This window comes from Kribbella sp. NBC_01510 (assembly GCF_045040325.1).
Lineage (GTDB): Bacteria > Actinomycetota > Actinomycetes > Propionibacteriales > Kribbellaceae > Kribbella.
Genome location: NZ_CP109418.1, coordinates 898,377 through 924,173 on the forward strand (window position 1 = coordinate 898,377; position 25,797 = coordinate 924,173).

General features: G+C 69.5%; 27 protein-coding genes. 9 read left to right on the top strand and 18 right to left on the bottom strand.

Annotated features, from left to right (window positions below; translation table 11 throughout):
- Nucleotides 1–108: 108 nt before the first annotated feature.
- The 4 genes from OG558_RS04410 to OG558_RS04425 form a co-directional block, all read right to left on the bottom strand.
- Nucleotides 109–681 carry a YdeI family protein gene (locus tag OG558_RS04410; protein WP_405069076.1) on the bottom strand — a complete coding sequence of 191 codons (573 nt, stop codon included), beginning with the start codon at nucleotides 679–681 and terminating at the stop codon, nucleotides 109–111.
- A 46-nt stretch (nucleotides 682–727) separates the two neighbouring features.
- Nucleotides 728–1,213, bottom strand: coding sequence for a methylated-DNA--[protein]-cysteine S-methyltransferase (locus OG558_RS04415; RefSeq protein WP_405069077.1), 486 nt, complete (start codon nucleotides 1,211–1,213; stop codon nucleotides 728–730).
- Nucleotides 1,210–1,764: a GNAT family N-acetyltransferase gene (locus OG558_RS04420; protein ID WP_405069078.1), complete on the bottom strand. Its 555-nt coding sequence runs from the start codon at nucleotides 1,762–1,764 to the stop codon at nucleotides 1,210–1,212. Before OG558_RS04420 ends, OG558_RS04415 begins: the two co-directional genes overlap by 4 nt.
- Before the next feature lie 165 nt (nucleotides 1,765–1,929).
- Nucleotides 1,930–3,423: an AlkA N-terminal domain-containing protein gene (locus OG558_RS04425; protein ID WP_405069079.1), complete on the bottom strand. Its 1,494-nt coding sequence runs from the start codon at nucleotides 3,421–3,423 to the stop codon at nucleotides 1,930–1,932.
- 111 nt (nucleotides 3,424–3,534) lie between these two features.
- Here OG558_RS04425 and OG558_RS04430 point away from each other — a divergent pair, with 111 nt between their 5' ends.
- From OG558_RS04430 to OG558_RS04445, 4 genes are all read left to right on the top strand, one after another.
- A complete protein-coding gene (locus OG558_RS04430; RefSeq protein WP_405069080.1) occupies nucleotides 3,535–4,275 on the top strand; it encodes an SDR family oxidoreductase in 741 nt (246 codons plus the stop codon).
- Nucleotides 4,276–4,368: 93 nt separating this feature from the next.
- A complete protein-coding gene (locus OG558_RS04435; RefSeq protein WP_405069081.1) occupies nucleotides 4,369–5,172 on the top strand; it encodes an LLM class flavin-dependent oxidoreductase in 804 nt (267 codons plus the stop codon).
- A gap of 72 nt (nucleotides 5,173–5,244) precedes the next feature.
- A complete protein-coding gene (locus tag OG558_RS04440; protein ID WP_405069082.1) occupies nucleotides 5,245–6,285 on the top strand; it encodes a LacI family DNA-binding transcriptional regulator in 1,041 nt (346 codons plus the stop codon).
- 40 nt (nucleotides 6,286–6,325) lie between these two features.
- Nucleotides 6,326–9,019, top strand: a complete 2,694-nt coding sequence (locus OG558_RS04445; RefSeq protein WP_405069083.1) for a glycogen debranching protein — start codon at nucleotides 6,326–6,328, stop codon at nucleotides 9,017–9,019.
- Nucleotides 9,020–9,508: 489 nt separating this feature from the next.
- Here OG558_RS04445 and OG558_RS04450 read toward each other — a convergent pair whose 3' ends face one another.
- The 10 genes from OG558_RS04450 to OG558_RS04495 all read right to left on the bottom strand — a co-directional run bounded on the left by OG558_RS04450 (nucleotide 9,509) and on the right by OG558_RS04495 (nucleotide 18,200).
- On the bottom strand, nucleotides 9,509–10,306 hold the full coding sequence (locus tag OG558_RS04450) for a hypothetical protein (RefSeq protein WP_405069084.1): 798 nt from the start codon (nucleotides 10,304–10,306) through the stop codon (nucleotides 9,509–9,511).
- The gene (locus OG558_RS04455; RefSeq protein WP_405069085.1) at nucleotides 10,306–11,220 is read right to left on the bottom strand and encodes an ATP-binding cassette domain-containing protein; all 915 of its coding nucleotides are present in this window, start codon (nucleotides 11,218–11,220) and stop codon (nucleotides 10,306–10,308) included. Before OG558_RS04455 ends, OG558_RS04450 begins: the two co-directional genes overlap by 1 nt.
- Nucleotides 11,221–11,383: 163 nt before the next feature.
- The gene (locus tag OG558_RS04460; protein ID WP_405069086.1) at nucleotides 11,384–11,749 is read right to left on the bottom strand and encodes a GntR family transcriptional regulator; all 366 of its coding nucleotides are present in this window, start codon (nucleotides 11,747–11,749) and stop codon (nucleotides 11,384–11,386) included.
- Nucleotides 11,750–11,809: 60 nt separating this feature from the next.
- Entirely contained in the window at nucleotides 11,810–12,532 is a 723-nt protein-coding gene (locus OG558_RS04465) for a GPP34 family phosphoprotein (protein ID WP_405069087.1), read from the bottom strand.
- Nucleotides 12,525–12,734, bottom strand: a complete 210-nt coding sequence (locus tag OG558_RS04470) for a hypothetical protein (protein WP_328526396.1) — start codon at nucleotides 12,732–12,734, stop codon at nucleotides 12,525–12,527. Before OG558_RS04470 ends, OG558_RS04465 begins: the two co-directional genes overlap by 8 nt.
- 9 nt (nucleotides 12,735–12,743) lie before the next feature.
- The gene (locus OG558_RS04475) at nucleotides 12,744–13,649 is read right to left on the bottom strand and encodes an SPFH domain-containing protein (protein ID WP_405069089.1); all 906 of its coding nucleotides are present in this window, start codon (nucleotides 13,647–13,649) and stop codon (nucleotides 12,744–12,746) included.
- Nucleotides 13,650–14,535: 886 nt separating this feature from the next.
- Entirely contained in the window at nucleotides 14,536–15,231 is a 696-nt protein-coding gene (locus OG558_RS04480; protein ID WP_405069090.1) for an aminotransferase class IV, read from the bottom strand.
- Nucleotides 15,228–16,601 (bottom strand): aminodeoxychorismate synthase component I, encoded by a 1,374-nt coding sequence (gene pabB, locus OG558_RS04485; protein WP_405069091.1) that lies wholly within the window; start codon nucleotides 16,599–16,601, stop codon nucleotides 15,228–15,230. The genes OG558_RS04480 and pabB overlap by 4 nt, the downstream gene beginning before the upstream one ends.
- 42 nt (nucleotides 16,602–16,643) lie before the next feature.
- On the bottom strand, nucleotides 16,644–17,423 hold the full coding sequence (locus OG558_RS04490; RefSeq protein WP_328526392.1) for a class I SAM-dependent methyltransferase: 780 nt from the start codon (nucleotides 17,421–17,423) through the stop codon (nucleotides 16,644–16,646).
- A gap of 72 nt (nucleotides 17,424–17,495) precedes the next feature.
- Nucleotides 17,496–18,200 (bottom strand): metal-dependent transcriptional regulator, encoded by a 705-nt coding sequence (locus OG558_RS04495; protein ID WP_329481822.1) that lies wholly within the window; start codon nucleotides 18,198–18,200, stop codon nucleotides 17,496–17,498.
- Nucleotides 18,201–18,260: 60 nt separating this feature from the next.
- Between OG558_RS04495 and OG558_RS04500 the strand changes: the two genes are divergently transcribed.
- The 4 genes from OG558_RS04500 to OG558_RS04515 all read left to right on the top strand — a co-directional run bounded on the left by OG558_RS04500 (nucleotide 18,261) and on the right by OG558_RS04515 (nucleotide 22,073).
- Complete coding sequence (locus OG558_RS04500) at nucleotides 18,261–19,577, top strand: cryptochrome/photolyase family protein (protein ID WP_405069092.1); 1,317 nt, start codon at nucleotides 18,261–18,263, stop codon at nucleotides 19,575–19,577.
- Between the two features lie 170 nt (nucleotides 19,578–19,747).
- A complete protein-coding gene (locus OG558_RS04505; protein WP_329481825.1) occupies nucleotides 19,748–20,140 on the top strand; it encodes a GntR family transcriptional regulator in 393 nt (130 codons plus the stop codon).
- Nucleotides 20,137–21,015 (top strand): ABC transporter ATP-binding protein, encoded by an 879-nt coding sequence (locus OG558_RS04510; RefSeq protein ID WP_405069093.1) that lies wholly within the window; start codon nucleotides 20,137–20,139, stop codon nucleotides 21,013–21,015. Before OG558_RS04505 ends, OG558_RS04510 begins: the two co-directional genes overlap by 4 nt.
- Nucleotides 21,012–22,073: an ABC transporter permease gene (locus OG558_RS04515; protein WP_329481829.1), complete on the top strand. Its 1,062-nt coding sequence runs from the start codon at nucleotides 21,012–21,014 to the stop codon at nucleotides 22,071–22,073. Before OG558_RS04510 ends, OG558_RS04515 begins: the two co-directional genes overlap by 4 nt.
- Here OG558_RS04515 and OG558_RS04520 read toward each other — a convergent pair.
- From OG558_RS04520 to OG558_RS04530, 3 genes are all read right to left on the bottom strand, one after another.
- On the bottom strand, nucleotides 22,039–23,340 hold the full coding sequence (locus tag OG558_RS04520) for an APC family permease (protein ID WP_405069094.1): 1,302 nt from the start codon (nucleotides 23,338–23,340) through the stop codon (nucleotides 22,039–22,041). The genes OG558_RS04515 and OG558_RS04520 overlap by 35 nt on opposite strands.
- A 123-nt stretch (nucleotides 23,341–23,463) precedes the next feature.
- Entirely contained in the window at nucleotides 23,464–23,988 is a 525-nt protein-coding gene (locus tag OG558_RS04525; RefSeq protein WP_405069095.1) for a hypothetical protein, read from the bottom strand.
- A gap of 70 nt (nucleotides 23,989–24,058) precedes the next feature.
- Nucleotides 24,059–24,616 carry a hypothetical protein gene (locus OG558_RS04530; RefSeq protein ID WP_329481836.1) on the bottom strand — a complete coding sequence of 186 codons (558 nt, stop codon included), beginning with the start codon at nucleotides 24,614–24,616 and terminating at the stop codon, nucleotides 24,059–24,061.
- A 75-nt stretch (nucleotides 24,617–24,691) separates the two neighbouring features.
- On the opposite strand from OG558_RS04530, the gene OG558_RS04535 reads away from it, so the two are divergent.
- Nucleotides 24,692–24,949, top strand: coding sequence for a hypothetical protein (locus OG558_RS04535; RefSeq protein WP_329481838.1), 258 nt, complete (start codon nucleotides 24,692–24,694; stop codon nucleotides 24,947–24,949).
- A 3-nt stretch (nucleotides 24,950–24,952) separates the two neighbouring features.
- On the opposite strand, the gene OG558_RS04540 is transcribed toward OG558_RS04535, so the two are convergent.
- Complete coding sequence (locus OG558_RS04540; protein WP_405069096.1) at nucleotides 24,953–25,789, bottom strand: ketose-bisphosphate aldolase; 837 nt, start codon at nucleotides 25,787–25,789, stop codon at nucleotides 24,953–24,955.
- Between the last annotated feature and the right edge of the window lie 8 nt (nucleotides 25,790–25,797).

The window sequence follows — 25,797 nt, forward strand, 5'->3', positions numbered from 1 at the left end:
TGCGTAGGCGCAGGCGGATGCGCGGGCGCCGGCGGGTGGGCGTGGGCGGTCGTGTGGGGGGTGGGCGGGGGCATGGGCGTCGGCGGCTGGGGGGTGGCTGGGGTGGGTTTAGTGGGGGGTGTTGGCTCGGTGGTTTTGGGTTGCTTTGGTGATGGCTTGGGCGATGCGGGTGGCTCGGGTTTGGGGGCGTTTGGCTAGGGTGATCCACTCGAGGATTGCGCGGCGAGCGGAGGGTGGGAAGGCCTGGAAGTGCTTGTTTGCCTGGGGATTCGCGGCTAGTGCGGCGGCCAGGTCGGCGGGGACGATCAGGTTCTGGGCATGGGCCAGGAGGTCCCAGGTGCCGGTGTGGTGGGCGTGGTCGATCAGTGCCTGGCCGGGTGGTTCCATCAGGCCGGCGGCGGTCAGGCGGTCGACGCGGTCGCGGTTGACTTTGCTCCAGGTGCTGCGCGGGTTGCGTGGGGTGAAGCACTGGTACGTGCTGCGGTCGTCGCGCTTCACGGTCTTGCTGTCGATCCAGCCGAAGCACAGCGCCTGCTCGACCGCAGTCGCGAGATTCACCCCGCCCTCGTCACGGCGCACGATCAGCCAGACCGCGCGTTCCGTCTGCCCGTTCGCGGCCAGCCACTCGCGCCACTCGGCCGCGGATCCACACGCCAGCGCTTCCTCGTCTGTGATGCTCATACGACGAGCATGCGCCGGATAAGTGCTCATCGAGTGAGCACTTTCCTCAGAAGAGGACGTCGCCTCGCTCGTGGTCCAGCAGTGCCTGCTTGCGTTCGAGGCCTCCGCCGTATCCGGTCAGGCTGCCGGTGGAACCGACGACGCGGTGGCAGGGGACGATGATGCTGATCGGGTTCTTGCCGTTGGCCAGCCCGACCGCGCGGGAGGCGCCCGGCACTAGGCCGAGCTCCCGCGCGAGATCGCCGTACGTCGTGGTCTCGCCGTACGGGATGTCCTGGAGCGCTGTCCAGACCTTTTGCTGGAACGGCGTTCCCGCGAGCTGCAGCGGTACGTCGAACGTGGTCCGGCCGTGCTCGAAATACTCGGTGAGCTGCGCGGCGACCGCGGGCAGGACCGAGTCGTCGCGGTCCCCGAAGGTCTCCATCGGCGGGCGATGCCGGTGCTCGGCCATGTACAGCCCGGCCAGCTCACCCGCGCCGGTCGCGACCAGCGTGAGTGGGCCGAGCGGGCTGTCCATGACGGCGTATGTCAACGCGTTGCCTCCCACTGCGCACGGTTGATCCGGTAGAGCACGTGCCGCTGCAACCGGTGGCCGGCCGGAATGCGGACGTGGTCGAAGTCCCCGGCCTCGTCGTGCGTCATCCCGATCCGCTGCATCACCCGCTGCGACGGCAGGTTGGTGGTCGTGGTGAAGGAGACGATCTCGTCCAGCCCCGCCGGGCCGAAGCCGTGCGCGAGTGTCGCCCGGGCCGCCTCGGTCGCATAACCGTTGCCCCAGGCACCCTTCATCAGGCGCCAGCCGATCTCGACCGCCGGCATGAAGTGGGCCTCGAAGCTCGGCACCGACAACCCGGTGAAGCCGATGAACTCGCCCGTCTCGCGCACCTCCAGCGCCCACAGGCCCCAGCCGCGCCCGTCGATCTCGGGAATGTTCCGGTCGATGAGGGCGTCGCTCTGCTCGCGCGTCTGCGAAGCCGGGAAATGCTCCATCACGGCGGGGTCCGCGTTCAGCACCGCGAACGGCTCGCGGTCGGAGTCACGCCACTGGCGCAGTAGGAGACGATCGGTGGTCAGCGTGGTCATGGGGCCTCCCGGCCTGGACTGAGGAGCGTAGGGAGCCCGGTCGTGGGGCCTCCCGGCCTGGACTGAGGAGTGTAGGGAGCGAAGCGACTGGAGCGACGAGGGAAGGCCGGGAGCAAAAGCCCCATGACCCGCCTCGCCGGAGGCGAGGCATCAACACTGTCATGCTCACTCCGGGATCTTGTTGATGGCGTGGTCACCGGTGGCCCAGAGGTACTGCACCGCGTACGCACGCCAGGGCCGCCACGCACGCGCGTGGTCGGTCAACGGTTTGGGGGCTTCGGGCAATCCTAGATCACGCGCTGCGTATCGGACACCCAAATCACTGGCCACGAAGGCATCCGGGTCACCGAGCGCCCGCATCGCGATCGACTCCACTGTCCACGGCCCGATCCCCGGCAGCGCGGCCAACTGCTCCCGCGCGCGATCCCAGTCCGCGCCCGCACCCAGATCGATCTCGCCGGCGGCAAGCGTGGCGATCAACATGGTGAGCGTCGTACGACGGGACTTCGGAAAGGCCAGCGTTTCCGGGTCGAGCCCCGCCAGCGCCTGCATCGTCGGGAAGAGATGCGTCAGTCCACCGGCCGCGTCCTCGATCGGCTCACCATGCTGAACCACCAGCCGATGCGCATGCGTGCGCGCCGCCGCCGTCGACACCTGCTGACCGAGCACCGCGCGTACGGCGAACTCCTCACCGTCGACCGTGTGCGGGACCCGACGCCCCGGCGCCTTCGCGATCAGCGGCGCGAGCAACGGATCCGTGCTGAGCAGATCGTCGACGGCGATCGGGTCGGCGTCGAGGTCGAGCATCCGGCGGCAGCGGCTGATCGCGATCGCCAGGTCGCGCTGGTCGGTGAGCGAGAGCTGGCAGGCGATGTGGTCGGGCATCGGCCGCAAGGCGACCACGCCATGACCGTGCGGCAGGCGGAGCGTGCGCCGGTAGTGGCCGTCGCGCCACTCCTCCACCCCTGGCACGCCGGTCGCGATCAGGTGACCGAAGAGGTTGTCCGGGGTGAGCGGCGCGCGGAACGGCAGCCGGAGTGAGATCGTCCCGGGCGCGGAGGTCGTCGTACCTCGTCGGGCCCGGCGGCGCAGCTCGGTCGGCGCGAGCGCGAAGACCTCCTGAACGGTCTCGTTGAAGGTCCGCACGCTGGAGAACCCCGCGGCGAACGCGACGTCGGCCATCTGCAGCTCGCTGGTCTCGATCAGGAGCCGAGCGGTCTGTGCGCGCTGGGCGCGGGCGAGCGCGAGCGGCCCGGCGCCGAGCTCGGCGTGCAGTTGACGCTGCACCTGGCGGACGCTGTAGCCGAGGTGTCCGGCCAGGCCTGGTACACCGTCGCGGTCGACCACGCCGTCCGCGATCAGCCGCATCGCGCGGGCGACCAGGTCGGCCCGGTCGTTCCACTCCGGTGAGCCGGGGCTCGCGTCCGGCCGGCAGCGCTTGCAGGCGCGGAATCCGGCCTGCTGCGCGGCCGCGGCGCTCGGGTAGAACCGCATGTTCTCGACCTTCGGCGGCACCACCGGGCAACTCGGCCGGCAGTAGATCTTCGTGGTCAGCACCGCGGTGAAGAACCACCCGTCGAAGCGCGCGTCCTTGGACTGGACGGCGCGGACACATCGCTCCCGGCATTCGTACACGTGCTCCAGCATCCCTGCCGCCACCGACAGTTCGCTAGCGGTTTTGCGCCATCGAGGCATCGCGGGATTGCGACGCCAGGATCCGGGGTCCGATTTCCGCCAGCTTCGGTCCGCGCAGGTCGGTGGACTGGAGGCATGAACGAACTACTTGGCAAGAAGGCCCTGGTGACGGGCGGCAGCCGCGGGATCGGCGCTGCGACGGCGATCGCACTGGCAGACCGTGGGGCCGACGTCGCATTCACTTATAAGAGTTCCGCCGACGCAGCGGCCAAGGTGGTGAAGGAGATCGAGGCGCTCGGGCGGCGCGCGTTCGCGCTCGAGGTCGACGCCGCGGACGCGGTGGCGGTCGCGGACGGCGTACGGCGGGCCGCGGATCGGCTCGGCGGGCTGGACATCCTGGTCAACAACGCCGGCGTCGGCGCGATCGCCCCGATCACCGAGCTCACCCTGGCCGATGTCGACCGGGTGCTCGCGATCAACGTCCGGGGCGCGTACGCCGCCGCGCAGGCCGCCGTACCGCGGTTGTCCGACGGCGGGCGGGTGATCCACCTCGGTAGCTGCGCCGCCGGGCGGGTCACCAGTCCGGGGATGACGCTGTACGCGATGAGCAAGGCCGCGCTGGTCGGGTTCAGCAAGGGACTCGCGCGCGAACTCGGCGCACGCGGCATCACGTCGAACGTCGTCCAGCCAGGCCCGATCGACACCGACATGAACCCGGCCGACGGCCCCTTCGCGCAAGCCCAGATCGGAGCCCTCGCCCTCGATCGCTTCGGCACCCCGGCCGAGGTGGCCGCCGCCGTCACCTACCTGGCCGGGCCGGCTGCCGCCTACATCACCGGCACCGAACTGACGATCGACGGCGGTCACCTGGCCTGACCGCTTTGCGGAAAGAATTCGTCACCAGCTGCCGATTTGTTTCCGTACAGGTGGAGCTGGGTGGGTGTCGGTGGGCCTGGCTAGGGTCGCTGCATGAAGTTCTCGGTGACGGTCGGGGCGGTCGGCGGGGGGCGGGATCCGCGGGGGCTCGCGGAGCTCGCGCGAGCCGTGGAGGACTCGGGTTGGGACGCGTTGTTCCTGGAGGACTATCTCGTCTACCAGGGGGATGCGTCCCAGCCGACGTATGACCCGTGGATCTGTCTGGCCGCGATGGCTGCGGCGACCTCGCGGATCAGGATCGGTACGACGGTGACACCGCTGCCCCGGCGTAGTCCGTGGAAGGTCGCGGCCGAGGCGGTCGCGCTGGATCATCTGTCGAACGGGCGCTTCGTGCTGGGGGTCGGGATTGGTGACCCTGGGGATCCGTTCATGCCTCCGCGGGCGCCGAGGGAGCTGGCGGAGATGCTGGACGAAGGGCTCACCGTGATCGACCGGTTGTGGACCGGGCGTCCGGTGAGCTTTGCGGGCCGGCACTATCGGCTCGACGACGTGCAGCTGACGGCCCGGCCGGTGCAGGAGCCGCGGATCCCGATCTGGATCGGTGGGAACATGCTCGTCCCGGCGGTCCGGCGCAGGATCCTTCGGTGGGACGGGAGCTGCGCCTACAAGGGCACGACCGACGCACCGCAGCAGATCACGCCGGACGACGCGCGGCAGTTGCTGGCGGAGCGTCAAGCAACCGCCGGGACCGCCGCCGGCTGGTTCGACGTGAAGGTGAGCGGGGGCGATCCGGCGGCCTTCGCCGCGGCGGGAGCGACTTGGTGGGGGCGATGGATCCCGCCACTCCCGCCGGACGAGACGGCGGCGATCGTCAGGCCGGGACCGCCGACGCTCTGAGCCGTTGACACGACGAGGGTCGCGCGGGAGACTGCGGGTGTTTTTAACGTTCAAACCCCGTGGGAGGTTGCCGTGGCCACGTTGAAGCAGGTCGCCGCCCACGCCGAGGTGTCGGTGCAGACGGTGTCCAACGCGCTCAACGCGCCGCAGCGGCTCCGCCCGGACACGCTCGAACGGGTCAACCGCTCGATCGAACTGCTCAACTACCGGCCGAATCGTAACGCCCGCAGCCTACGCACCAGCGCGGTCGAACTGATCGGGTACTGCGTGCCCAACTGGCCGAACCAGACCCATCTGGTGATGGACCAGTTCCTGCACGCCCTGTGTGCGGCGGCCGAGGGCAGTGGCCGCCACATCCTGCTGTTCACCGCGCCGGCCGGCGTCGACGGTATGGAGGTGTACGACGATCTGCACGCGCGCCGCATGGTCGACGGGTTCGTGCTGTCGCAGACCGAGACCCACGATCCGCGGCACGGCTGGCTGAAGGACCAGAAGATCCCGTTCGTGTCCTTCGGCCGGGTCTGGAAGGAGACTACCCAGCCCGGCCCATGGGTCGACGTCGACGGCGCGGCCGGCACCGCCACAGCGGTCCGGCACCTGCACGAGACCGGCCGCCGGCGCATCGCCTTCATCGGCTGGCCGAAGTCGTCCGGCCTGGCCGAGGACCGTCTCGGCGGCTGGCGCAGCGAATGCAAGGCGCTCGGCCTGCCGACCGCGGGCCTGTCGGTGCGGTGCCGCGAGGACAGCCTCGACGAGGGCGCCCGCGCCACCGCGAATCTGCTCGACTCCGACCGGCCGCCGGACGGAATCGTTGCCCTGAGCGACATTCTCGCGCTGGGCGGGCTCCGCGAGTTCAGCCGCCGTGGCCTCACCCCCGGCCGGGACGTCGGCATCACCGGCTTCGACGACTCACCTCTCGCCGATGTCGTGTCCCCCGGCCTGACCAGCCTGCGGCAACCGATGGACCGGATCGCCGCCGAGCTGATCACGATCCTGATCGCCGCCGGCACCGACGCTGATTCCGGTGCCGATTCCGGTGCCGATTCCGGGGCACCGATCGAACGCCTGCTGCAACCCGAACTGGTGATCAGGGGCAGCTCAGCCCCTGGCTGATGCGGCGCAACCCCGAGCGCCGCGAGAAGGAGGAACCGCCATGACTCCCCATCCCAACCCCCGACGCAGTGCGTCCCCACCGCGCCGCAAACCGGTCCGCAAGACCGTCGGCATCGCCTTGCTGGGCACCGCCACAGTGCTGGCAAGCACAGCGTCCGCGATCGCCGGCCCGACCACCACCGGCGCAGCCGCCGGTCCGGCCACCGCGGGCTCGGCTGCCGGCGCCACGGCCGCCGCCGCTCAGACCGGCGGATCGTCCGAGCTGTCCGAGACGACACGGCTGGCCGACCGCCGGTCGCTCGTCGTCGGCGATCGCGCCTACGCGATGGGCGACGAGAGCGGGCTGTACCCGGCCAGCGGCTGGCACATCCGCGGCGAGATGGGCGGGTTCTGGACCCAGCCGATCAAGCTGCTCGACGGGCTCTGGTTCGGCCTGGACGGCAACTGGCTCGGCAAGGACGTCGCCGCCGCGAAGTACACCAGCGGCCACGGCTACAGCCGGATCGACTACTCCGGTTCCGTCGACGTCCGTCGTACCGACTTCGTCCCCGACGGCGTCCGCGCGACGCTGGTCGGCCTGACGCTCAGCTCGAGTACGGCGAAGACGGTCAAGCTGGCCGTGGACGCGCACTCCGAGCTGATGCAGTCCTACCCGTGGGGCTGGACCGCACCCGGTGCGGCGGACGCGAACCTCCCGGACACGGGCGCGTACGCCGACGGTGCACTCCGCTTCCAGGAGCAGGGCACACCGTCGTATCCCAACGCGACCGCCCACGACTACGCCGCGTTCGTCGGATCGTCCCTGCGTCCGACGGCCCACGCACTCGGGCCGAACCACCGCGGTCCCCAGGACCCGGCGGTGATCTGCCCCGCCGACGGGACGACGCCCGCGCGGTGTGACGACTCGCTGGTCGGCAAGGGCACCGGCGGGCAACTGACGTACGACGTCAGCCTCAAACCGGGTGAACAGAAGACGATCTGGTTCGCGGTGGCCGGTTCCGACCAGGGTGCGTCGGCGGCGCAGCGCGAGTACGGCAAGGCACTGAGCAACCCGGAGAAGTTGCTCAAGGCAAAGGCTTCCGAGCGGAAGCAGATCGACGCCCAGTCCGCGGTGGACCTTCCTGGTGACCGGCTACTGCAGCAGAGCGTCGAGTGGAGCAAGCAGAACCTCGCCGACTCCGTCCAGGAGGCGCACAACCTCAAGATCCGCGATGTCAACGAAGGCAAGGACTACCCGGCGCCGGTCGGCACGGTCGACACCGCGCGCTGGTTCGGCGCGGGCTTCCCGGACTATCCGTGGCTGTTCGCGACCGACGGTGAGTACACCGCGTACGCCGCCGTCGCAGCCGGTCAGTTCGACACTGTGAAGCAGCACCTGCGCGCATTGCGCGACGTCAGCGACATCCTGAACAACCGCAGCGGCAAGGTCGCACACGAAGTGACCCCGACCGGTGACGTGTACTTCGGTTCCAACCAGAGTGCGGGTAACACCGACGAGACGGTGAAGTTCCCGAGCACCGTCGCGCTGCTGTGGCGGTGGACCGGCGACAACAGGTTCCGCGACGAGATGTACGACTTCAGCGTCCGCAACCTGCAGTACGTCTACCGCGAGCTCGACAAGGACGGCGACGGCTGGCCGGAAGGCCTGGCGAACGTCGAGCGGGCCGGGATGGGCGTGGAGAAACTCGACAGCACCGTGTATCTCGCCCGCGGTCTGCGCGACCTCGCGGATCTGGCCGCGTCCAAGCACGACACCACGGTCCAGCAGTGGGCGACCACCCGCGCGAACGACCTGGAGTCCCGCTTCGAGGCGCAGTGGTGGGTCCCGCAGGCAATGGGGTACGCCGACTCCGTCGACAGCCCGACCGACCCGGCGAACGACAATACGCCGATCTTCCAGCGGCACTGGATCGGTGTCACACCGATGGAAGCGGTGCTGGTGCGGCCGGGCCGGTCGAACGCCCCACTCGCGTCGGCGGATCACGCGAAGACTGCCCTCGACCAGCGTGAAACGTCTTGCTACACAGGGGAATTCGGGCTCTTCCATACCGGCACCGGGCCGACCTCCGATCCGGCCGGCAACAAGGGCGACGCGTGCGACTCGGTTGTCTCCCAGGTGCAGAGCGAGCGCGCCATCTTCAGCCTGAACACCTCGATCATGGCGGTTGCCGAAGGCAACTTCGGTCGGCTGGGCACGAAGCAGCAGCAGGTGTACACCACCGGCAACGCCCGGATCCAGCTCGACCCGACGGTGTGGGAGACGCCCGGCGCGATGCCGGAGATCGCTCCGTCGCCGGACTCCCCGGCGAACATCGGCCGGCCGTTCTACGACCGTTCGATGGCGCTGCAGGCCTGGGGCGCGTACGGCATCCTCTGGCCGGTGATCCACCAGCAGTTCGGCGTCGACCCCGATCTGGGGCACGGCCGGGTCTCGGTGATCCCGCAGTTGCCGCAGAGTCAGCAGAAGGTGGCCGGAAGCAACATCCGGGTCGGCCGCGGATCGGTCGATGTCTCGGCACGCCTTGCAGGTAAGGAATTGCGGACCGACGTGACCGTCAAGGGTGTCGGCGCATCGGTCACGATCGGTGCGGTGCTGCCGTCCGGTGCGACGGTGAAGAACGTGACCCTCGACGGCCGGACCGCGACGTACAAGCTGGTCACGACGACGCGGGGAGTGGAGGTGCAGGTGCCGGCGCGCGGTGCGTCCTCGGCACTGAAGATCACCCTCGCCTGAGACCGCGGGGTCGGTGGCCGGTACGGCACGACCCCCGGATCGCCGGCCGGCGCACAACCGTTCTGTACGCCGGCCGGCTTTCTGTTGCCCGACCCACGGTTATCGATACCTGCTGGTGCCGTTACAGGACACAAGTGTCGTGCCGACGCGAGGCGGGGCCCCTCCGAGTATGAGTCGGAGGGGCCCCGCTAGCTGAAGGAAGGTGACGTCTCCAGCCTCCCGAACGGGTCCGTAGAGGCCGGCAGACCCCGTCACCGGTCTACCTCGGTGGGGATCCCCACCGTGAAGGTCCTCGGTTTCCGTTCGACCCGCCACCCCTTTTTCAGAAGTTGCGTGTCGACATTTCTACCGCCGCGGGCCAGGGTCGCACAACCCTTCCCTGCCAACAGATTTGACTACTTCGCGAGCCGGTGCCTGTCATCCACAGTGACCGCCTGACCATCCACAGAAAACGGCCGACTTATACACACCCCCTGTGTATAACATCGCTCAGCCTTTCGCTTGTTTCATCGCCATCGGTCGCAGTACGAGATAGCCGGCGTACAGACCGAGAGCACTGACCACGAGGACGGATGGTACGGCGACGGCCAGTGGTGGACGGCGATAGCCGAGACCGTTCAGCACGTCCGCGAGCCACTGCGCGACGAGCAGGAACTCGGCGGCCGCGGCCGGGATCAGTGACAGCGGCAGGAGCAGCACGCCACGCCAGAAGCCGAACCGGACGAACGTGATCCCCAGCAACCACCCGGCCACCTCGTGCGACAGGATCAGCAGGAAGAACTCGGTGAAGATCAGGCCCACTTGCGAGGTCCTGGTGAACAGGTGCGGGTTGGCGAGCGCCTGATTCCACGCCTGCCAGTTGTAGATCAGATGCTCGACCTGGTAGACCACCACCCAGAGCGCGGCGGTGGCGGCCGCGGCGCCGGCGAGATAGATGCTCACGGCAACGGACATCTGCCGCCGGGTGATGCCCTGAGCGATCAGCAGGGTCAGGTACGCCGGGGTGATGATGATGCCGACCGCCATCGAGAAGTACTTCGGCGACTGGGTGCCGTAATCCCAGGTGCTGTGGTCGATTCCGCCGGTCGCGGCCTTGATCCCGATGCCGACGATCAGGAAGCCGACCAGCATCACGATCCAGTAGCCGACCAGCATCGGCCGCATCCCGACCCACATCGCGAGCAGGATCCGGCGCAGCCGATGGCCATTCGTCACACCACGCGGCAGGGCCGCACGAGCGACCGCCTGCTCGGCCGTACGCGTGCGGTTGTCGAGTGCAGCGCTCATCAGTGGCCTCCCGTCGGGACGGTCAGGTGGACGAAGAGCTCCTGCAGGCCCACAGGCCCGATCTCGAGACCGGATGAGGCGGCCTGCGCGAGCAGAGCCGGATCGAGGTCGCCGAGGACCGTCGTGGACTTGGTGCCGCCGAGCCGATCCTCCGCGAGCACCGTGAAGCCTGCGGTGAACTCGTCCACCGCCGCGGCCGGGCCGACGATCGAGGCACCACGGCCGCGCAACGCGTCCACCGGCGACTGGGTGACCAGGCGACCGTTGTCGAGGATGACCACCTCCTCGAGCATCGTGCTGACCTCGCTGACCAGGTGGGTCGACAGCAGGATGGTGCGCGGCACCTCGGCGTAGTCGGCGAGCAGAGCGTCGTAGAACAGGTTCCGGGACGGGACGTCCATGCCCAGGTAGCTCTCGTCGAAGATGGTCAGTGGCGCCCGGCTCGCCAGGCCGAGGACGACCCCGAGCGCGGACTTCTTACCGCGGGACAGCTTCTGCACCTTCTTGTTCAACGGGACCTCGAAGCGGTCCAGGAGATCGCCGGCGAGCTCGTTGTCCCAGTACGGGCGCAGGCTCGCGGCGAGTCCGATCGCATGCCGAACCAGCGCCGCGTCGATCAGGTCGCCGGACTCGCGGATCAGGCACACCCGGCTCGTCACGACCGCGTTCTCGTACGGCTCCTGCGCCGTACCGAGGTCGCCGCCCTCGATCCATACCCGGCCCGCGTCCGGCCGCCGGAAGCCGGCCAGCGTCGCGGCCAGCGTGCTCTTGCCGGATCCGTTCCGGCCGAGCAGTCCGTGGATCTTGCCGGGCGCGAGGCGCAGGTCCAGCCGGTCGAGCGCGGGCACCCCCGCGAACCGGACCGAGAGGTCCTCCGTGCGCACAGTCAGGGCGGTGTCTTCCAGGGTCCTCATCACGAGTCTCCGTAGGTCGTGGCTGGTGATCCCACGCCGTGGCGAGCAGGTGCTCGGTGCGGTAGCTCGCCGTGCTGGAGTGAAGGCCTCGATGTGGTTCCATCGTGGCCTTTGCTCCAGTGCGGCGAGCTGCCGTGCCGAGTGCCGCGCAGTAGGCGTGGGATCACCAGCCACGACCTTCGGTGCGGATGTGCTGGATGACGTCCTTGAGTGGTACGCCGATGGCCTTGGCCTCGTGGATCATCGGGTCGACCACCTCGGCGAAGAACGAGTCCCGCCGGCCGGTGCGGAGCAGGTCGCGGGCGTTCGGGCTGACGAACATCCCGATCCCGCGCTTCTTGTACAGCACGCCCTCGTCGACCAGCTGCGCGAATCCCTTGGCCGCGGTGGCCGGGTTGATCCGGTAGAAGGCGGCGTACTGGTTCGTCGACATCACCTGCTCGTCCTCGGCGAGGGCGCCGGTGACGATGTCGTTCTTGATCTGCTCCGCGATCTGCAGATAGATCGGACTCCGATCGTCGAACACCACGGCCCCCTCCTCGGTTCCTGGGTTAGTTACTTGAGTAACGAACCGTAGCGCCCCTCGGGGTCAGCCGCCCGCGGAATACTGCGACTGCTGGAGCGACCTCTTCAGAGCGGGTACGACGGGACCGACGCGGACCGCCAACTGAGTCAGCCGGTCCTTGTGGCGGATGCGCTGCTCCTTCGTGACGACCGTCCGTAGGTCTGCCGTGGACGCCAGGACGACGATCGCGGCGTCCCGGAGATCCACGCGGGTGACCAGGCGCGACGGTCGCAGGGTGTCGCGCGCGCTCTGCAGGATCTGGCGTCGTACCAGCGGGTGGCGCAGGGTGATGCGGTCGGCGGGGATCAGGCCGAGGATGCGATGCGGCTCGACCTTGATCATGCGGGCGCGCTCGAGGTCGTCGCGGACCTCGCGGACGATGGCGCGCTGCCGTCGGTCGACCCAGTGCCGCCACTTCCGCGGGCCGACGGCGCGGATGTCCTCGAGGACCAGGGCGAGCACCGGATCGGACGGTGCGGCCGTCATCGTCAGCCTCGCCCGGCCGTTGTCGTCGGCAAGGTTCCCGTTGAGCTGCAGGTCGGTCAGAGCCGCGGCCCGGAGCAACTTCCCGAGCTTCGATCGACCCACCAGCCGCCCGCGCTCCGGATCGTAGGCCAGCAGGAAAAGCCTTGCAGCCAAGGCATCCGGGGCCTTTGCGTTGCCCAGCGCAACTGCCTTCCGTCGGCGCGGCACACGCCTCGCCGGCGTCGGCGGCCGCCTCAGCGGAGTCACCAGTGTCCTACTCATCATCTTCCTCCTTGGCCGGACGGCCCGGGCGGCGGATCTTACCGACGCCTGTCGGCAGCCGGCCGGCGTCAGCCAGCGCCCGCCGGAGCAGGTACTCGATCTGAGCGTTGGTGCTGCGCAGGTCGTCGGCCGCCCAGCGGGCCAGCGCGTCGTGCACCACGGGATCCAGCCGGAGCAGGATCTTCTTGCGTTCGGCGGCCACGGCGGCCGCTTACTGGTAGAGCGTGCCGGCGTTGACCACCGGTTGGGCGTCACGATCGCCGCACAGCACCACCAGCAGGTTGCTGACCATGGTCGCCTTGCGCTCCTCGTCGAGCTCCACCACCTCGTGCTCGGACAGCCGGTCCAGCGCGAGCTCGACCATGCCGACCGCCCCCTCGACAATCCGCTGCCTGGCCGCCACGACCGCACCGGCCTGCTGGCGGCGCAACATCGCCTGGGCGATCTCCGGGGCGTACGCGAGGTGGGTGATCCGCGACTCGATCACGTGAACGCCGGCCGCCTGCACCCGGGCGCCGATCTCGGCGGACAGCTTCTCGGTGATTTCGTCGGTGCTGTCCCGCAACGACAGTACGTCGTCGTCGCTGTGCACGTCGTACGGATAACTGTTCGCGATGTGGCGGACCGCGGTCTCGGTCTGGATCGCGACGAACTCGACGAAGTCGTCCACCTCGAACATCGCCTGCGCGGTGTCCTCGACCTGCCAGACCACCACCGCGGCGATCTCGATCGGGTTGCCGTCGGCATCGTTGACCTTGGCAACGGCCGTCTCGTGGTTGCGGATCCGGGTGGACACCTCTTTGCGGGTGGCGATCGGGTTGACCCAGCGGAGACCGTCGATGCGGATCGTCCCGGCGTACCGCCCGAGGATCTGCAGCACGCGCGCCCGCCCCGGCGCCACCGGAGTGAGTCCGGCCGCGACGATCACGCCCGCGACGAACACCAGGATCCCGACCGTGATCAGCACGCCATTGCCCGGCCCGGCGCCGGCGATGAACAACACCACTCCACCCACCACCAGCGCGAACGCCAGCCCGGCCATCGGCCACCCGTTGAGCTGCCAGGCCACCCGCTCGGTCACCTTGGGCTTCGGCATCTCCACCGCCACATCCACCATCACGAGCTCCTCTCGAATAGCCCAAAGGTAGCAAAGTGATATCACATTAGCAAGCACTCCCGGGCCTGTTCGGGGGTCAACCCCTGAGTTGGTGGGTTGCCCACTCGGATTCTCAGGGGGCAACCCACCAGGTGAGGGTTGACCCTCAGCTGTGGGCGGAGGGCAAGTCGGTACGGCGATCAGGCGGGCCGGATGTCCGGACCACGCGGGCCCATTTCAGGGGTCAACCGGCTGCTCGAGGTGTGGCCGGCCGGCCACGTCCTCGTCGGCGGGCGGACCCGGGTCCGGTGACTTGAGACAGCCCCTGGTGCGCGGGAATCAGAAATGCCAGGTCCCCGCGCACCCCGTCTGGTCGAGGCTCTCGGCCAGCGGCGCCCGACCCCGGTCGTCCAGGCCCGACCTCGGACAGGCAGTGGGGACCTCGGACACGGCACAGCCTGTCCGAGGCGCCCAAACGGTGTCCCAGCCCCGGGACCGGTAACAGTCCCACCACCGGCAAGACGAACCCGTCCAGTCACCGCACATGCCCGCCGGTGCCGGCTGATCGGGGTGCGGACGGTCGCAGCCCGGGAGTGCGGACGGCGGCTTGCGGAGTGCGGACGGCGGCTTGCGGGGAGTGCGGACGGAGGCTGAGGGTGTGCAGCTCGACAGGACGTCTCCACCCCGGCCCCTGCCGGGCCGGCGGGGCCAGGCGTGAATACCTCGCCCGACCAGCACCCTGGACCGACACCACCTGTCGAGCTGCACACCGGCCAGCCTGGCTCACCTCGCCCACACATCCAGCAGAAGAGCCGGTCAACCCCCCGAGTTGGTGGGTTGCCCCCACGGATTCTCGGGGGGCAACCCACCGGGCGAGGGGTGGACTCCCCCAGATGGCGACTTGGCGTCAGAGGGGTTGGGCGAGGGACTCCAGGTGGTGTTGCCAGGGGGTGGAGTGGGAGTTGGGGAGAGGGTCGATGGCCGAGTCGGACCAGGCGTGGATCGGGCGGATCCCGTGCAGGGCGTTCACCAGCCAGGCCTCCGTGGTGGCTTCGAGATCGCGCGGCGTGATGGGGTGCTCGGCGACCGGGACGCCTTGTGTGGTGGCGATCTGGCGGAGCAACGCGGCGGTGACGGACGGGAGGAGGGGGCGGTCGGAGGGCGTGAAGCAGAGGGTGTCGTCCTCCCACCAGGCGAGGGCGGAGTACGCCGCCTCGAGGACGGTGCCGTCCTGGTCGAGCAGGAGGATCTCGTCGGCGCGGTGCGCGGCGGACTCCTTCAGCTTGCCGAGCAGTTCGAGGTCGGGACCTTTCACGCGCGGACTGACCCGGGGGTCCGGACCCTCGTGGACGACCACGCGGACGCGGCCGCCGATCGGTGGTGCGGGGCGGAGCTGGACCGCCAGTTCGCCGGACGTGTGCAGCTCGAAGCGCGGGAACCAGCGGCCGAAGCCGGGCAACCGTTGGACCTGCTCGTCCCAGAAGCCCGTGGCGTCGACCCCCGCCGCGGCACACGACCGCACGAACCGCTCCCGGTGCAGCTCGATCCCCCGGACCGTGCCGTTGGCGACCAGGAACGAATCCGCCACCTGCAAACCACTCATCTCCCCCACCCTTCGGCCGCGGCGTTCCCGCCGACGGCTGCCGTTGCCTTCAGCACCATTTCGTCGTACTCCGCTACCGGCTCGGAGTCGAGCACGATCGCACCCCCCGCACCGATCATCGTCTCGTCCGGAGTCAGCACCGCTGTCCGGATCACAACACTCAGGTCCGCGCGGCCGTCCACGGTGAGATAGCCGAGCGCACCCGAGTACACGCCACGCGCGCTCCACTCGAGCTCGTCGAGGATCTCCATCGTGCGGATCTTCGGCGCACCCGTCATCGACCCCGGCGGGAAGCAGGCCCGCACCGCGTCGACCGCGGTCACCCCGGACCGCAGCCGGCCGCGCACCGTGGTGACGAGCTGGTGCAGCGAGCGAGTGGTGTCGACGTTCATCAGCCGCGGCACCTGCACCGTCCCGGGTTCGCTCACCCGGCCGAGATCGTTGCGGATCAGGTCCACGATGATCAGGTTCTCGGCCCGGGTCTTCTCGTCCTCGGCCAGTGCCTTCGCGGCCAGCCGGTCCAGCGCGGGGTCCGGGTCGCGTGGCACGGTGCCCTTGATCGGGCGGCACTCGGCCCACCCGTCCGCGTCCACGGTCAGGAAACGTTCCGCTGACGAGCTCGCCACCGCGAGATCGCCGTACCGCAGGAACGCGGCGTACTGCGCCGGGTTGGCCGCCCGCTGCCAGCGGAAGAACTCGAACGGGTCGGGCACCGCCGGCAGCCGGACGCGGTTCGTCAGGCAGATCTCCCAGGTATCCCCCGCCTCCAGAGCGGCCTTGCACGCGGCGATACCGGCCAGGTACGTCGACCGGCCCTGCTCGAGATGTGCTTCCAGGTCGAGCGTCGCGATCGCGGGCACCTCGACGCTGCCCATCCACCAGTCGGCGGCCGCCCGCTCCGCCCGCGCCAGCCAGTCGTCGCCGGCACCGGGTTCGTCCACCGCGACGAGGTAGGTGACGTCGTCGTCGTGATCGATGACGACGAATCGGTTCGCCCAGATCCACAGCGCGTCCGGTGCCGGCGACTCGTGGGCTGCCGCTCCCCCGGTCAGCGCCTTCAACTCGTAGCCGAAGTACCCGACGTAGCCACCACTGAACAGCCCCGCCAGCTCAGCCGGTACGTCGGCGGACCGCCCCGCCAGCAACGCGTTCAGCTCGGCGAACACATCGCCATCGGCAACATCCCGGACGACGACCTCCGCGGCCGGGCCCAGCGTCGTACCGAGGACGGAGACGCGGCGCACGGCCCGGTCGGTCAGGCTGCCGTCGAGCCAGAACGCGACGGGTTCACCGGCCAGCAGCTCGCGGTAGATCGTCTCACCGTCGAGCGCCCGGTCGACCGTCCGGATGGACCAGCTCAGCGCACCCACAGGCACACGGTACAGACCGCGGGGCGCGCCGTAAGCCCTGGTTCAGGAACCGGTCAGTGCGAGCTTGGTGCGCATCGCGGTGATCCGGCGGATCGGGATCGCGACCTCGAGGCCGTCCTTGGACTCGGCCCGGTCCGCGAGCCACCCGGCCGCGGTGTCGCGGCGGACGTCCGGCGTACCGGGCAGGTAGAGCGCGTTCACCAGCCGGCGGGCGTCGTCGCGGCTGTGGATCGTGTACACGTACCGCTCGCGCTGGCTCTCCATCACGTCGAAACCGGCGTGGTGCAACTGGTCCTTGAGCTCGGTGATCTCGCCACCGGCCGGGAACTGTGGAGTCGATCGCAGCCGCGTGGTCAGGCCGCTCAGCGTGCGGATGTCACCGCGCCGCAGCGGCCGCACCGCGGGCACGATCGCGGCCAGTACGCCGCCCCGCCGCAGGACCCGGCCGGCTTCGGCCAGCACCTCGGGCAGCGGCTGCAGGACCATCAGGCCCATCGAGCAGGTGACGACGTCGAAGACCTCGTTCGCGAACGGCAGGTGCAGCGCGTCGGCCTGCACCTTCGGCCCGGGCGCACCGGCCAGCTGGGCCGGGTTGTTGTCGACACCGACGACCCACCGGCCGTGGAGCTCGCGGGAGACCGGGCCGTTGCCGCAGGCGAGATCCAGCACGCGCTTGGCCTCGCCGGACACTGCGCGGACCAGCCAGCGGTACGGCGTGTGGTCCCCGGCCACCGCTCGGGACAACAGGGCTTCGGTGCTGCCGGGAGTCGCGGAGTGGAACTCTCGCAGATACTCGGGCCAGTCGATCGCGTTCTCAGACATTGCGGCTAGAGGCTACCTGCTGGGCACCCGACGTACCGCATCGAGTGCTCAGCGTTAACACAGCTTTGAACGTCAGACCAGGCTCACGAAGATGTGGCCGGCCGTCTCGTCGCTGATCACGCCACCGGCCTCGCGGCTGCCGACCAGCACGCCCTCGGCGTCCAGGGTCGAGTCCACCTCGCGGCCCGGCAGCGCGCCGGCCTTGCGCAGCACGGCCATCGCGTCGTCGTCGGTCTGCACCGGCTCGGCGATCCGCCGGACCAGCACCCGCACGCTGTCGCCGGTGGCCTGGTCGAGCACCTTGTCCAGCGGCTCGACGCCGATCCGGAACTCGCCGATATCGCTCGCAATACCGCTGGTCTGGAGCTCCTCCAGGCCCGGGATCGGGTTCCCGTACGGGGACTCGGTCGGGTTGTCGAGGATCTTCAGCAGCCGCAGCTCGACCGCGTCGCTCATCACGTGCTCCCAGCGACACGCCTCCGTGTGCACGTCCTCCCACTCCAGGCCGATCACGTCGACCAGCAACCGCTCGGCCAGCCGGTGCTTGCGCATCACCCGGACCGCCTGCTTGCGGCCGACGTCGGTGAGCTCCAGGTGCCGATCGCCCTCGACCTTGATCAGGCCGTCGCGCTCCATCCGAGCCACCGTCTGGCTGACCGTCGGACCGGACTGGTGCAGCCGTTCGGCGATCCGCGCCCGCAGGGGCAGGATCCCCTCTTCTTCCAGCTCGTAGACGGTCCGCAGGTACATCTCGGTGGTATCGATCAGCTCGCTCACGACACCCATTGTCACCTATGTAGGCAAGCCTTACCCAATTGGTGTGGGTACTGCTGAAGGATGCGAGACGTGACAGCGGTGATGTGGTTCCGGCGGGATCTCCGGCTCAGCGACAACCCGGCGTTGCTCGACGCCGTGGCCGCGGGTGACGGCCGGGTGCTCGGGGTCTTCGTCATGGACTCGCGCCTGTGGGATCGCGCGGGCGACCCACGGCGTGAGCACCTGGTGGCGTCCCTGCACCGCTTGTCCGATTCGCTCGAAGGCCGGCTCGTCGTACGGCGGGGTGATCCGGTGGACGTTATCCCGGCCCTCGCCGCGGAGGTCGGCGCGCACAGCGTGCACGTCAGCGCGGATCACGGGCCTTATGGACAGGCGCGGGACGCACAGGTTGAAGCCTCGTTGAAGTGTCCGCTGGTGGCGACGGGATCGCCGTACGCGATCGCGCCTGGGCGGATCCTCAACCAGCAAGGGCGGCCGTATCAGGTGTTCACGCCGTACTTCCGCGCGTGGCTCGAGCACGGGTGGCGGAAGCCCGTCGATGCCCCGGCGAGGGTCGAGTGGGTGAACGCGGCCGGCGAGGAGCTGCCGGACAGCAGGGTGGACGGCGCTGGTGAGCAGGCGGCGCTCGAGCAGTGGCAGGAGTACCTGAAGCGGGTTGCGCAGTACGACGACGAGCGGGACCGACCCGATCTCGACAGCACCTCGCGGATGTCGATCCCCCTCAAGTACGGCGAGATCCACCCGCGGACGATGCTGGCCGATCTGGCCCGCACGCGCAGAGCCGGCGCGGACGCGTATCGCCGCGAGCTCGCCTGGCGGGAGTTCTGCGCGGACCTGCTGGCGCAGCATCCCGAGGCCGCGTGGAAGCCGCTGCGGCCGGAGTTCGAGCGGATGGAGTACGACGAACCCGGCGCGTTGTTCGACGCCTGGTGTGCCGGCCGGACCGGGTTCCCGTTGATCGACGCCGGCATGCGTCAGCTCGCCTCGACCGGCTTCCTGCACAACCGGGTGCGGATGGTGGTCGCGTCGTTCCTGGTCAAGGACCTTCATGTGCACTGGAAGTTCGGCGCGCGCTGGTTCCTGCGGTCGCTGCGCGACGGCGACCTCGCCTCGAACTCGCTGAACTGGCAGTGGGTGGCCGGCTGCGGCGCGGACGCGGCGCCGTACTTCCGGATCTTCAACCCGGTCGGCCAGGGACTGAAGTTCGACCCCGCCGGCGAGTACGTCCGGCGCTGGGTGCCCGAGCTGCGGCACCTCGACGGCAAGACCGCCCACGAACCCTGGAAGCACGGCGGCGCCGACGGCTACCCGGACCCGATCGTCGACCACGCCGACGCCCGCCGCGAAGCCCTCCGGCGGTACGACGCCATCCGCTGACCCGGACCTCCCCCACTCACCAACCAGCCCACCATTCACCACCCCACGCTCAGCCGACCTCGCTAATCACGCTCCCGGCGACGTTGGTGAGTGCTGCACGTCCTCCTCCCTTGACCACCGGTCACCCAGTACATCTATAGTGCTAGGTAACTAGATGAATGGGGTTGGAGATGATCGAGTTCCATCTGGACGGGCGGTCGGGGGTGTCGCCGTACCAGCAGATCGTTCAGCAGGTCCGGAACGCGCTGCGGCTCGGCCTGCTGCGGGAGGGGGACCAGTTGCCGACCGTGAAGGACGTCGTCGCGGCGCTGGCAATCAACCCGAACACCGTGCTCAAGGCCTACCGCGAGCTGGAGCACGAAGGCCTGGTCCAGGCTCGGCCCGGACGGGGCACGTTCGTCACCCGGACCCTGACCGACAACACGCTGGCCGCCCACGGCCCGCTGCGGCAGGACCTCCGCCGCTGGCTGACCAAGGCACGCAAGGCCGGCCTCGACGACGAGAGCATCGAGGCGCTGTTCCTGACGACGTTTCGGTCCGCCTCCGTGGAGGAGATAGCATGACCGCCGTTCTGCAGGCCCGGGGTCTGGGTAAGAAATACGGCCGCCGGTGGGCGCTGACCGACTGTGACCTTGAGGTACCGGCCGGGCATGTTGTCGGGCTGGTCGGGCCGAACGGTGCCGGTAAGAGCACCCTGCTCAACATGGCGGACGGAATGTTGAACCCGACCACGGGTTCGGTCGAGGTGCTTGGTGCGCCGGCCGGGACGCAGCAGGCCAAGGTCGGGTACGTCGCGCAGGACACGCCGACGTACAGCCGGTTGAGTGTCGCCGAGCACCTGAAACTCGGCTCCAGGCTCAACCCCGCATGGGACGATTCCCTTGCCAAGCAACGGATTCAGCACCTCAAGCTCGATCCGAAGCAGCGCGCCGGCAAGCTGTCCGGCGGCCAGCGGGCCCAGCTCGCGTTGACCCTCGGCCTGGCCAAGCGCCCGGACCTGCTGATCCTCGACGAACCAGTCGCGGCGCTCGATCCACTGGCACGGCGGGAGTTCCTGCAGGATCTGATGGAGGCGGTCGCCGAGCAGGAGCTGAGTGTCGTTCTCTCGTCGCATCTCGTCTCCGACGTCGAGCGCTCGTGCGACTACCTGATCGTGCTGGTCGACTCGCGCGTGCAGGTGAGCGGCGAGATCGACACGTTGCTGGCGACGCACCGCCGGTTGACCGGACCGCGACGCGACGCGAAGGACCTGCCGCGGGACCAGCACGTGGTGACCGAAAGCCACACCGACCGGCAGTCGACGTATCTGATCCGGACCGACCAGCCGATCCTCGATCCGGCCTGGAACGTCACCCAACTCACGCTCGAGGATCTGGTGCTGGCCTACATGGGCCGCGACGTCCAGCCCGAGCGCCCGGTCCTGGAGGTGCAGCGATGATCTGGCTGACCTGGCGGCAGTTCCGCGTGCAGTTCCTGGTGGTCGCGTCGGTGATCGTCGCGGCCGCGATCATCCTCGCCTTCACCGGCCCCGGGCTCGCCGACGACTACCGGCGGCTGACGACCCAATTCATCCAGAACCTCGGGTTCCAGCGCCTCAACCCCCTGCTGTACATCGTCGGTCAGGTGTTGCTGTACGCCGCACCACCGGTGATCGGGGCGTTCTGGGGCGCACCGCTGATCTCGCGCGAGCTGGAAACCGGCACCCACCGGCTGGTGTGGAGCCAGAGCATCGGCCGGCGTCGTTGGCTCGCCACCAAGGTGGCGTTCACCGGCCTGACCGCGATCGCGATCACCGGTCTGCTGAGCCTGGCCGTGACCTGGTGGGCCGATCCGATCGACGACGCGATCAACGCCGGGCAGGACTCGAACACCTACCTGCCCCGGATGTTCCCGCCGATCTTCTCCGCGCGTGGGCTGGTCCCGGTCGGGTACGCCGCCTTCGCGTTCGCTCTCGGGGTCGCGGTGGGTCTGGTGGTTCGCCGTACCGTGGTCTCGCTCGCGATCACTCTGGCGGCCGTGATCCTGGTGCAGGTCGTCACTCCGACGCTGATCCGGCCACACCTGCTCGCGCCGACGGAGAAGTACATCGTCGCGACCGCCGACAACATCCGTGGCTTCGGGCTCAGCGGCGACGGGCCGAATCCACGGGTGATTCAGATGGAGGTCGCGTCCGGAGCAGTCGGCGCGTGGAAGCTGTCCGACAAGACCGTGGACAAGGCCGGCAAGACCGTGAGCTCCCTGCCGAGCTGGGTGATCGACTGTGCGCCGAGGCCTCCCGCGGCGGACGGCGCCACCGTGTCGAGCCAGGGCAGCGTGTCGGACAAGGCCGCCGCCTGCTACCAGCGGCTGGCCGACGAGGGGTACCGGCAGCACATCAAGTACTTCACCGCGGACCGGTTCTGGGCTCTGCAGTGGCGGGAGTTCGGGTTGTTCCTGTTGGCCGCGTTCGCGCTGATCGGGTTCAGCTTCTGGCGGATCCGGCGCGACCTGTCCTGACGGCTCGGACGATCAGGGCGAGCGCGAGGAGTGCGGCGGCCGCCACCGCGGAGGTCCAGGGGAGGGTGACCGCGAGGACGACGCAACCGACCAGGCCGATCACGTTGAGGGCGCGGGGCCAGCGACGTTGATCGGCCGGTTGGGTGAAGGCGGACGCGTTGGCGATCGCGTAGTACAGCAGGACACCGAAGGACGAGAAGCCGATCACGCCCCGCAGATCGGTGGTCAGCACCAGGACGCCGACGACCACGGCGAGCGCGATCTCGGCATGATGCGGGACCTGGAAGCGCGGGTGTACGGCGGCCAGCCAGCCGGGCAGATCGTGGTTGCGCGCCATCGCGAGGGCGGTGCGGCCGATGCCGGCGATCAGCGCGAGCAGCGCGCCGAGGCTGGCGACGGCCGCGCCGACCCGGACGATCGGGGACGCCCAGGCCGCGCCGACGGTGTCGACCGCGGCGGCGAGGGGCGCTGCGGTCGACGCCGGGTCGAGGACTCGCAACAGCGCGACCCCCACCGCCAGGTAGATGCCGATAGCAACTAGTACGGCGATACTGATCGCGCGCGGGATGGTCCGCGCCGGGTCCCGGACCTCCTCACCCATGGTCGCGATCCGGGCATACCCGGCGAACGCGAAGAACAACAGTCCGGCTGCCTGCAGAACGCCGTACGGCGAGGCGCCCGCGAGCGACGGCAGGTCACGGTGCGGCTCGCCGGTGAAGAGGACGATCAGCACCAGGGCAAGCACTGTCAGAGTGCAGGCGACGAGGATCCTGGTCAGCCGGGCGGTCCTGGTCACGCCACGGTAGTTGACCGCGGCGAGGGCGATCACCGCCGCGAGCGCGAGAAGTCGTTGCAGCCATTCGGTGCCCGGTACGACGTAGGTGGCGAACGTCAGCGCCATCGCGGCACACGACGCCGTCTTCCCGGCCACGAAACACCAGCCGGCGGCGAACCCCCACCACTCCCCCAGCCGCTCGCGCCCGTACACGTACGTCCCACCCGAGACGGGGTAGACCGCGGCGAGCTGCGCCGAGGATGCGGCGTTGCAGTAGGCAACGACCGCCGCGAGCGCCAGCCCGATCAGCAGTCCGGAGCCGGCGGCCTGAGCGGCCGGCTCCCAGACCGCGAACACGCCGGCGCCGACCATCGAGCCCAGCCCGATCACCACGGCATCGGTCACCCCAAGCCGCCGAACCAGACCGGGCCCTGCTTGTCCCGGCCCGGACTGCGCGGGGTCCGGACCGAACGGAGGCTGAGGTGAGGTCATGGGGCCTCCCGCCCTGGACTGAGGAGCGGAGGGAGCGAAGCGACTGGAGCGACGAGGGAAGGGCGGGAACCAAGGCCCCGTGACCCCGCCGGCGCCGAAGGCCCGGCCAAAAGCACAGTCATGTCAGCTGTTCGCCGCCAGCGCCGCGGCGATCTTTCGCTCGGCATCGGCCACGACCTCCTTGGGTGCTTCGGGCAGCAGGTCGGCCCACAGCGGCAGCATCTCCCGCTTGGCCTCGAGCATGCCCAGCGGGCGGGGGTAGAACCACACGTGGAAGTGGGCCAAGCCGTCGCCCCACCGATAGACATGCACCCGCGCGATGTCGCCCAGCGCCAGGATCGCCCGCTCGATCCGGGCGACGACCGGACCGTAGCTCGCGGCGACCGGGTCGGGCAGGTCGGCGAAGGAGTCGTGATGGCCCCGGCTGGCCAGCCAGACCACCCCGGGAATCGTGACGCCGGTGGCCCGGCACAAAGCCCAGTTCTCGTCGGCCCAGAGCGGCGACTCGTGCTCGGACTCGTCGTAGTTCGCCAGCCACTTGCACAGTCCGCACGGGTCGCCACCGGGCTCACCGACCCGGGGCGGCTCGGGGATCACGCGGGGCTGCGGCTCGAGCCGGGTCAGCGGTTCGGCGTAGGGAAGAGTCATGGCGGTCCTCCAAAGCTTGTTGATGCCGCCAGTGAAACACGGTCGTTGCATCAAATGCAATTGATATGCTTCAGAAGCTCAGCACGCCCCGGAGCACGAGGTCGAGGGTGAGCCGGCGGGACCGGGTCCGGGACCAGTGGTGCCGGCCGCGCATGTGCACGTAGGTCAAGGCGGCGGACACCATCAGCACCTCGGCGACGTCGCTGACCCGTCCGTGCGGATGCAGCGTGCCGTCCGCCTCACCCTCGCGCAGGAACCGCTCGAACGGATCGAGGAACGACACCGGGCCGTTGCGCGCCTGCTCCTGGTGGAAGACCAGGTCGGACGAGAGCATCAGGGGCAGATGCCGATCGATCACCTCGAACAAGGCTTCCACCGCCTTCACCAGGCCCTCGCGGCCCGAACCGGACCCGGCCAGCACCGGCCACATGCTGTCCCGGTAGTCCTCGGCCAGCGCGTCGAGCAGCGCGTTCAGCAGCAGCTCGACGGTCAGCCCCTGCCGCCACAGGGTGACCCGGGATCGGCCGACCTTCTCTGCCACCCGCTCCAGCGTGACGCCGGACCAGCCGTGCTCGCCGAGTACGGCGATGGTCGCCGCGCGCAGCGTCTCGTCCACCGCGATCGTCATCGACCTCACCCCGCACTCTTGTGCAACATGGTCGTTGCATTGCACCATGACCCTATCAAGCCGCGAGGAGGACGAGTGGACACGACGATCGAGATCCGGCTGCGGTTCACGGCCCAGGAGCAGGCCGGCCTGACCGCCCTCGCCGCCGGGCTGCGCGGGGTCGCCGAGTCCGAGCTCACCGAGGAGGACGCGCTGGTGGCGGCGATGGAGCTGGCGCTCACCCGGTTGATGGAGGATTTCGAAGTACCGGACCCGGAAGCCCGCGAGCAGGTGCGGCTCGCCCGTGACAACCTGCGCGCCCACTGGGTGCGGGGCAGCGCATCGTTGGGGTAGTGCTCAGACCGCCCTGAGGACTCCGAGGAGCCGAGCGACCTCGGCGGCCACGGCGTCGCGGGCCGGGCCCAGGTACTTGCGAGTGTCGACCAGCTTCGGGTTGGCGGCCAGGGTCTGGCGGACCGAGGCGGTGAAGACGTTGTTGAGGTGGGTGGCGATGTTGACCTTGGTCATGCCGGACTCGACCGCCCGGGTCAGGTCGGCATCCGCTACACCCGAGGAGCCGTGCAGTACCAGCGGGACCGCGACGGCGGCCTTGAGGTCCGCGATGAGGTCGAAGTCGAGTTGCGCCGTCCGTTCGGTCATCGCGTGCGAGGAGCCCACCGCGACCGCTAGTGCGTCGACGCCAGTGGCCTCGGCGAAGGCGACGGCCTCGTCGGGGCGTGTGCGGGCGCCGGGCGCGTGGACACCGTCCTTGCCCCCGACCTCGCCGATCTCGGCCTCGACGAAGACGCCGTGGTCGTGGCAGTACGCCGTGACCTCGGTCGTTGTCGCGACGTTGTCGGCGTACTCGAGTTTCGAGGCGTCGTACATCACCGAGGTGAAGCCCAGGGCGACCGCCTCGGTGACCAGGTCGCGGTCCATCGCGTGGTCGAGGTGCACGACCACCGGCACGGAGGCGGCGGCCGCGGCGGCCAGCGTCGCGACTCCGATCGGCTTGAGCGTGCCGTGGTACTTCACCGCGTTCTCACTGATCTGCAGGATGACCGGCGCGCCGGCCTGCTCGGCACCCGCGATCAGCGCGGTCGCGTGCTCGAGCTGGATCACGTTGAACGCACCGACCCCGCGACCGGCCTTGGCGGCAGCGAGCACGACCTCGGCCCCGGATACCAATGGCATTGAACTTC

Excerpts from the sequence above, each read along its gene's own strand:
- OG558_RS04410 (WP_405069076.1), bottom strand. The coding sequence starts at position 681 with ATGAGCATCACAGACGAGGAAGCGCTGGCGTGTGGATCCGCGGCCGAG.
- OG558_RS04420 (WP_405069078.1), bottom strand. The coding sequence starts at position 1,764 with ATGACCACGCTGACCACCGATCGTCTCCTACTGCGCCAGTGGCGTGAC.
- OG558_RS04430 (WP_405069080.1), top strand. The coding sequence starts at position 3,535 with ATGAACGAACTACTTGGCAAGAAGGCCCTGGTGACGGGCGGCAGCCGC.
- OG558_RS04435 (WP_405069081.1), top strand. The coding sequence starts at position 4,369 with ATGAAGTTCTCGGTGACGGTCGGGGCGGTCGGCGGGGGGCGGGATCCG.
- OG558_RS04445 (WP_405069083.1), top strand. The coding sequence starts at position 6,326 with ATGACTCCCCATCCCAACCCCCGACGCAGTGCGTCCCCACCGCGCCGC.
- OG558_RS04450 (WP_405069084.1), bottom strand. The coding sequence starts at position 10,306 with ATGAGCGCTGCACTCGACAACCGCACGCGTACGGCCGAGCAGGCGGTC.
- OG558_RS04455 (WP_405069085.1), bottom strand. The coding sequence starts at position 11,220 with ATGAGGACCCTGGAAGACACCGCCCTGACTGTGCGCACGGAGGACCTC.
- OG558_RS04465 (WP_405069087.1), bottom strand. The coding sequence starts at position 12,532 with ATGAGTAGGACACTGGTGACTCCGCTGAGGCGGCCGCCGACGCCGGCG.
- OG558_RS04475 (WP_405069089.1), bottom strand. The coding sequence starts at position 13,649 with ATGGTGGATGTGGCGGTGGAGATGCCGAAGCCCAAGGTGACCGAGCGG.
- OG558_RS04480 (WP_405069090.1), bottom strand. The coding sequence starts at position 15,231 with ATGAGTGGTTTGCAGGTGGCGGATTCGTTCCTGGTCGCCAACGGCACG.
- OG558_RS04490 (WP_328526392.1), bottom strand. The coding sequence starts at position 17,423 with ATGTCTGAGAACGCGATCGACTGGCCCGAGTATCTGCGAGAGTTCCAC.
- OG558_RS04500 (WP_405069092.1), top strand. The coding sequence starts at position 18,261 with ATGCGAGACGTGACAGCGGTGATGTGGTTCCGGCGGGATCTCCGGCTC.
- OG558_RS04505 (WP_329481825.1), top strand. The coding sequence starts at position 19,748 with ATGATCGAGTTCCATCTGGACGGGCGGTCGGGGGTGTCGCCGTACCAG.
- OG558_RS04510 (WP_405069093.1), top strand. The coding sequence starts at position 20,137 with ATGACCGCCGTTCTGCAGGCCCGGGGTCTGGGTAAGAAATACGGCCGC.
- OG558_RS04515 (WP_329481829.1), top strand. The coding sequence starts at position 21,012 with ATGATCTGGCTGACCTGGCGGCAGTTCCGCGTGCAGTTCCTGGTGGTC.
- OG558_RS04520 (WP_405069094.1), bottom strand. The coding sequence starts at position 23,340 with ATGACCTCACCTCAGCCTCCGTTCGGTCCGGACCCCGCGCAGTCCGGG.
- OG558_RS04525 (WP_405069095.1), bottom strand. The coding sequence starts at position 23,988 with ATGACTCTTCCCTACGCCGAACCGCTGACCCGGCTCGAGCCGCAGCCC.
- OG558_RS04530 (WP_329481836.1), bottom strand. The coding sequence starts at position 24,616 with ATGACGATCGCGGTGGACGAGACGCTGCGCGCGGCGACCATCGCCGTA.
- OG558_RS04540 (WP_405069096.1), bottom strand. The coding sequence starts at position 25,789 with ATGCCATTGGTATCCGGGGCCGAGGTCGTGCTCGCTGCCGCCAAGGCC.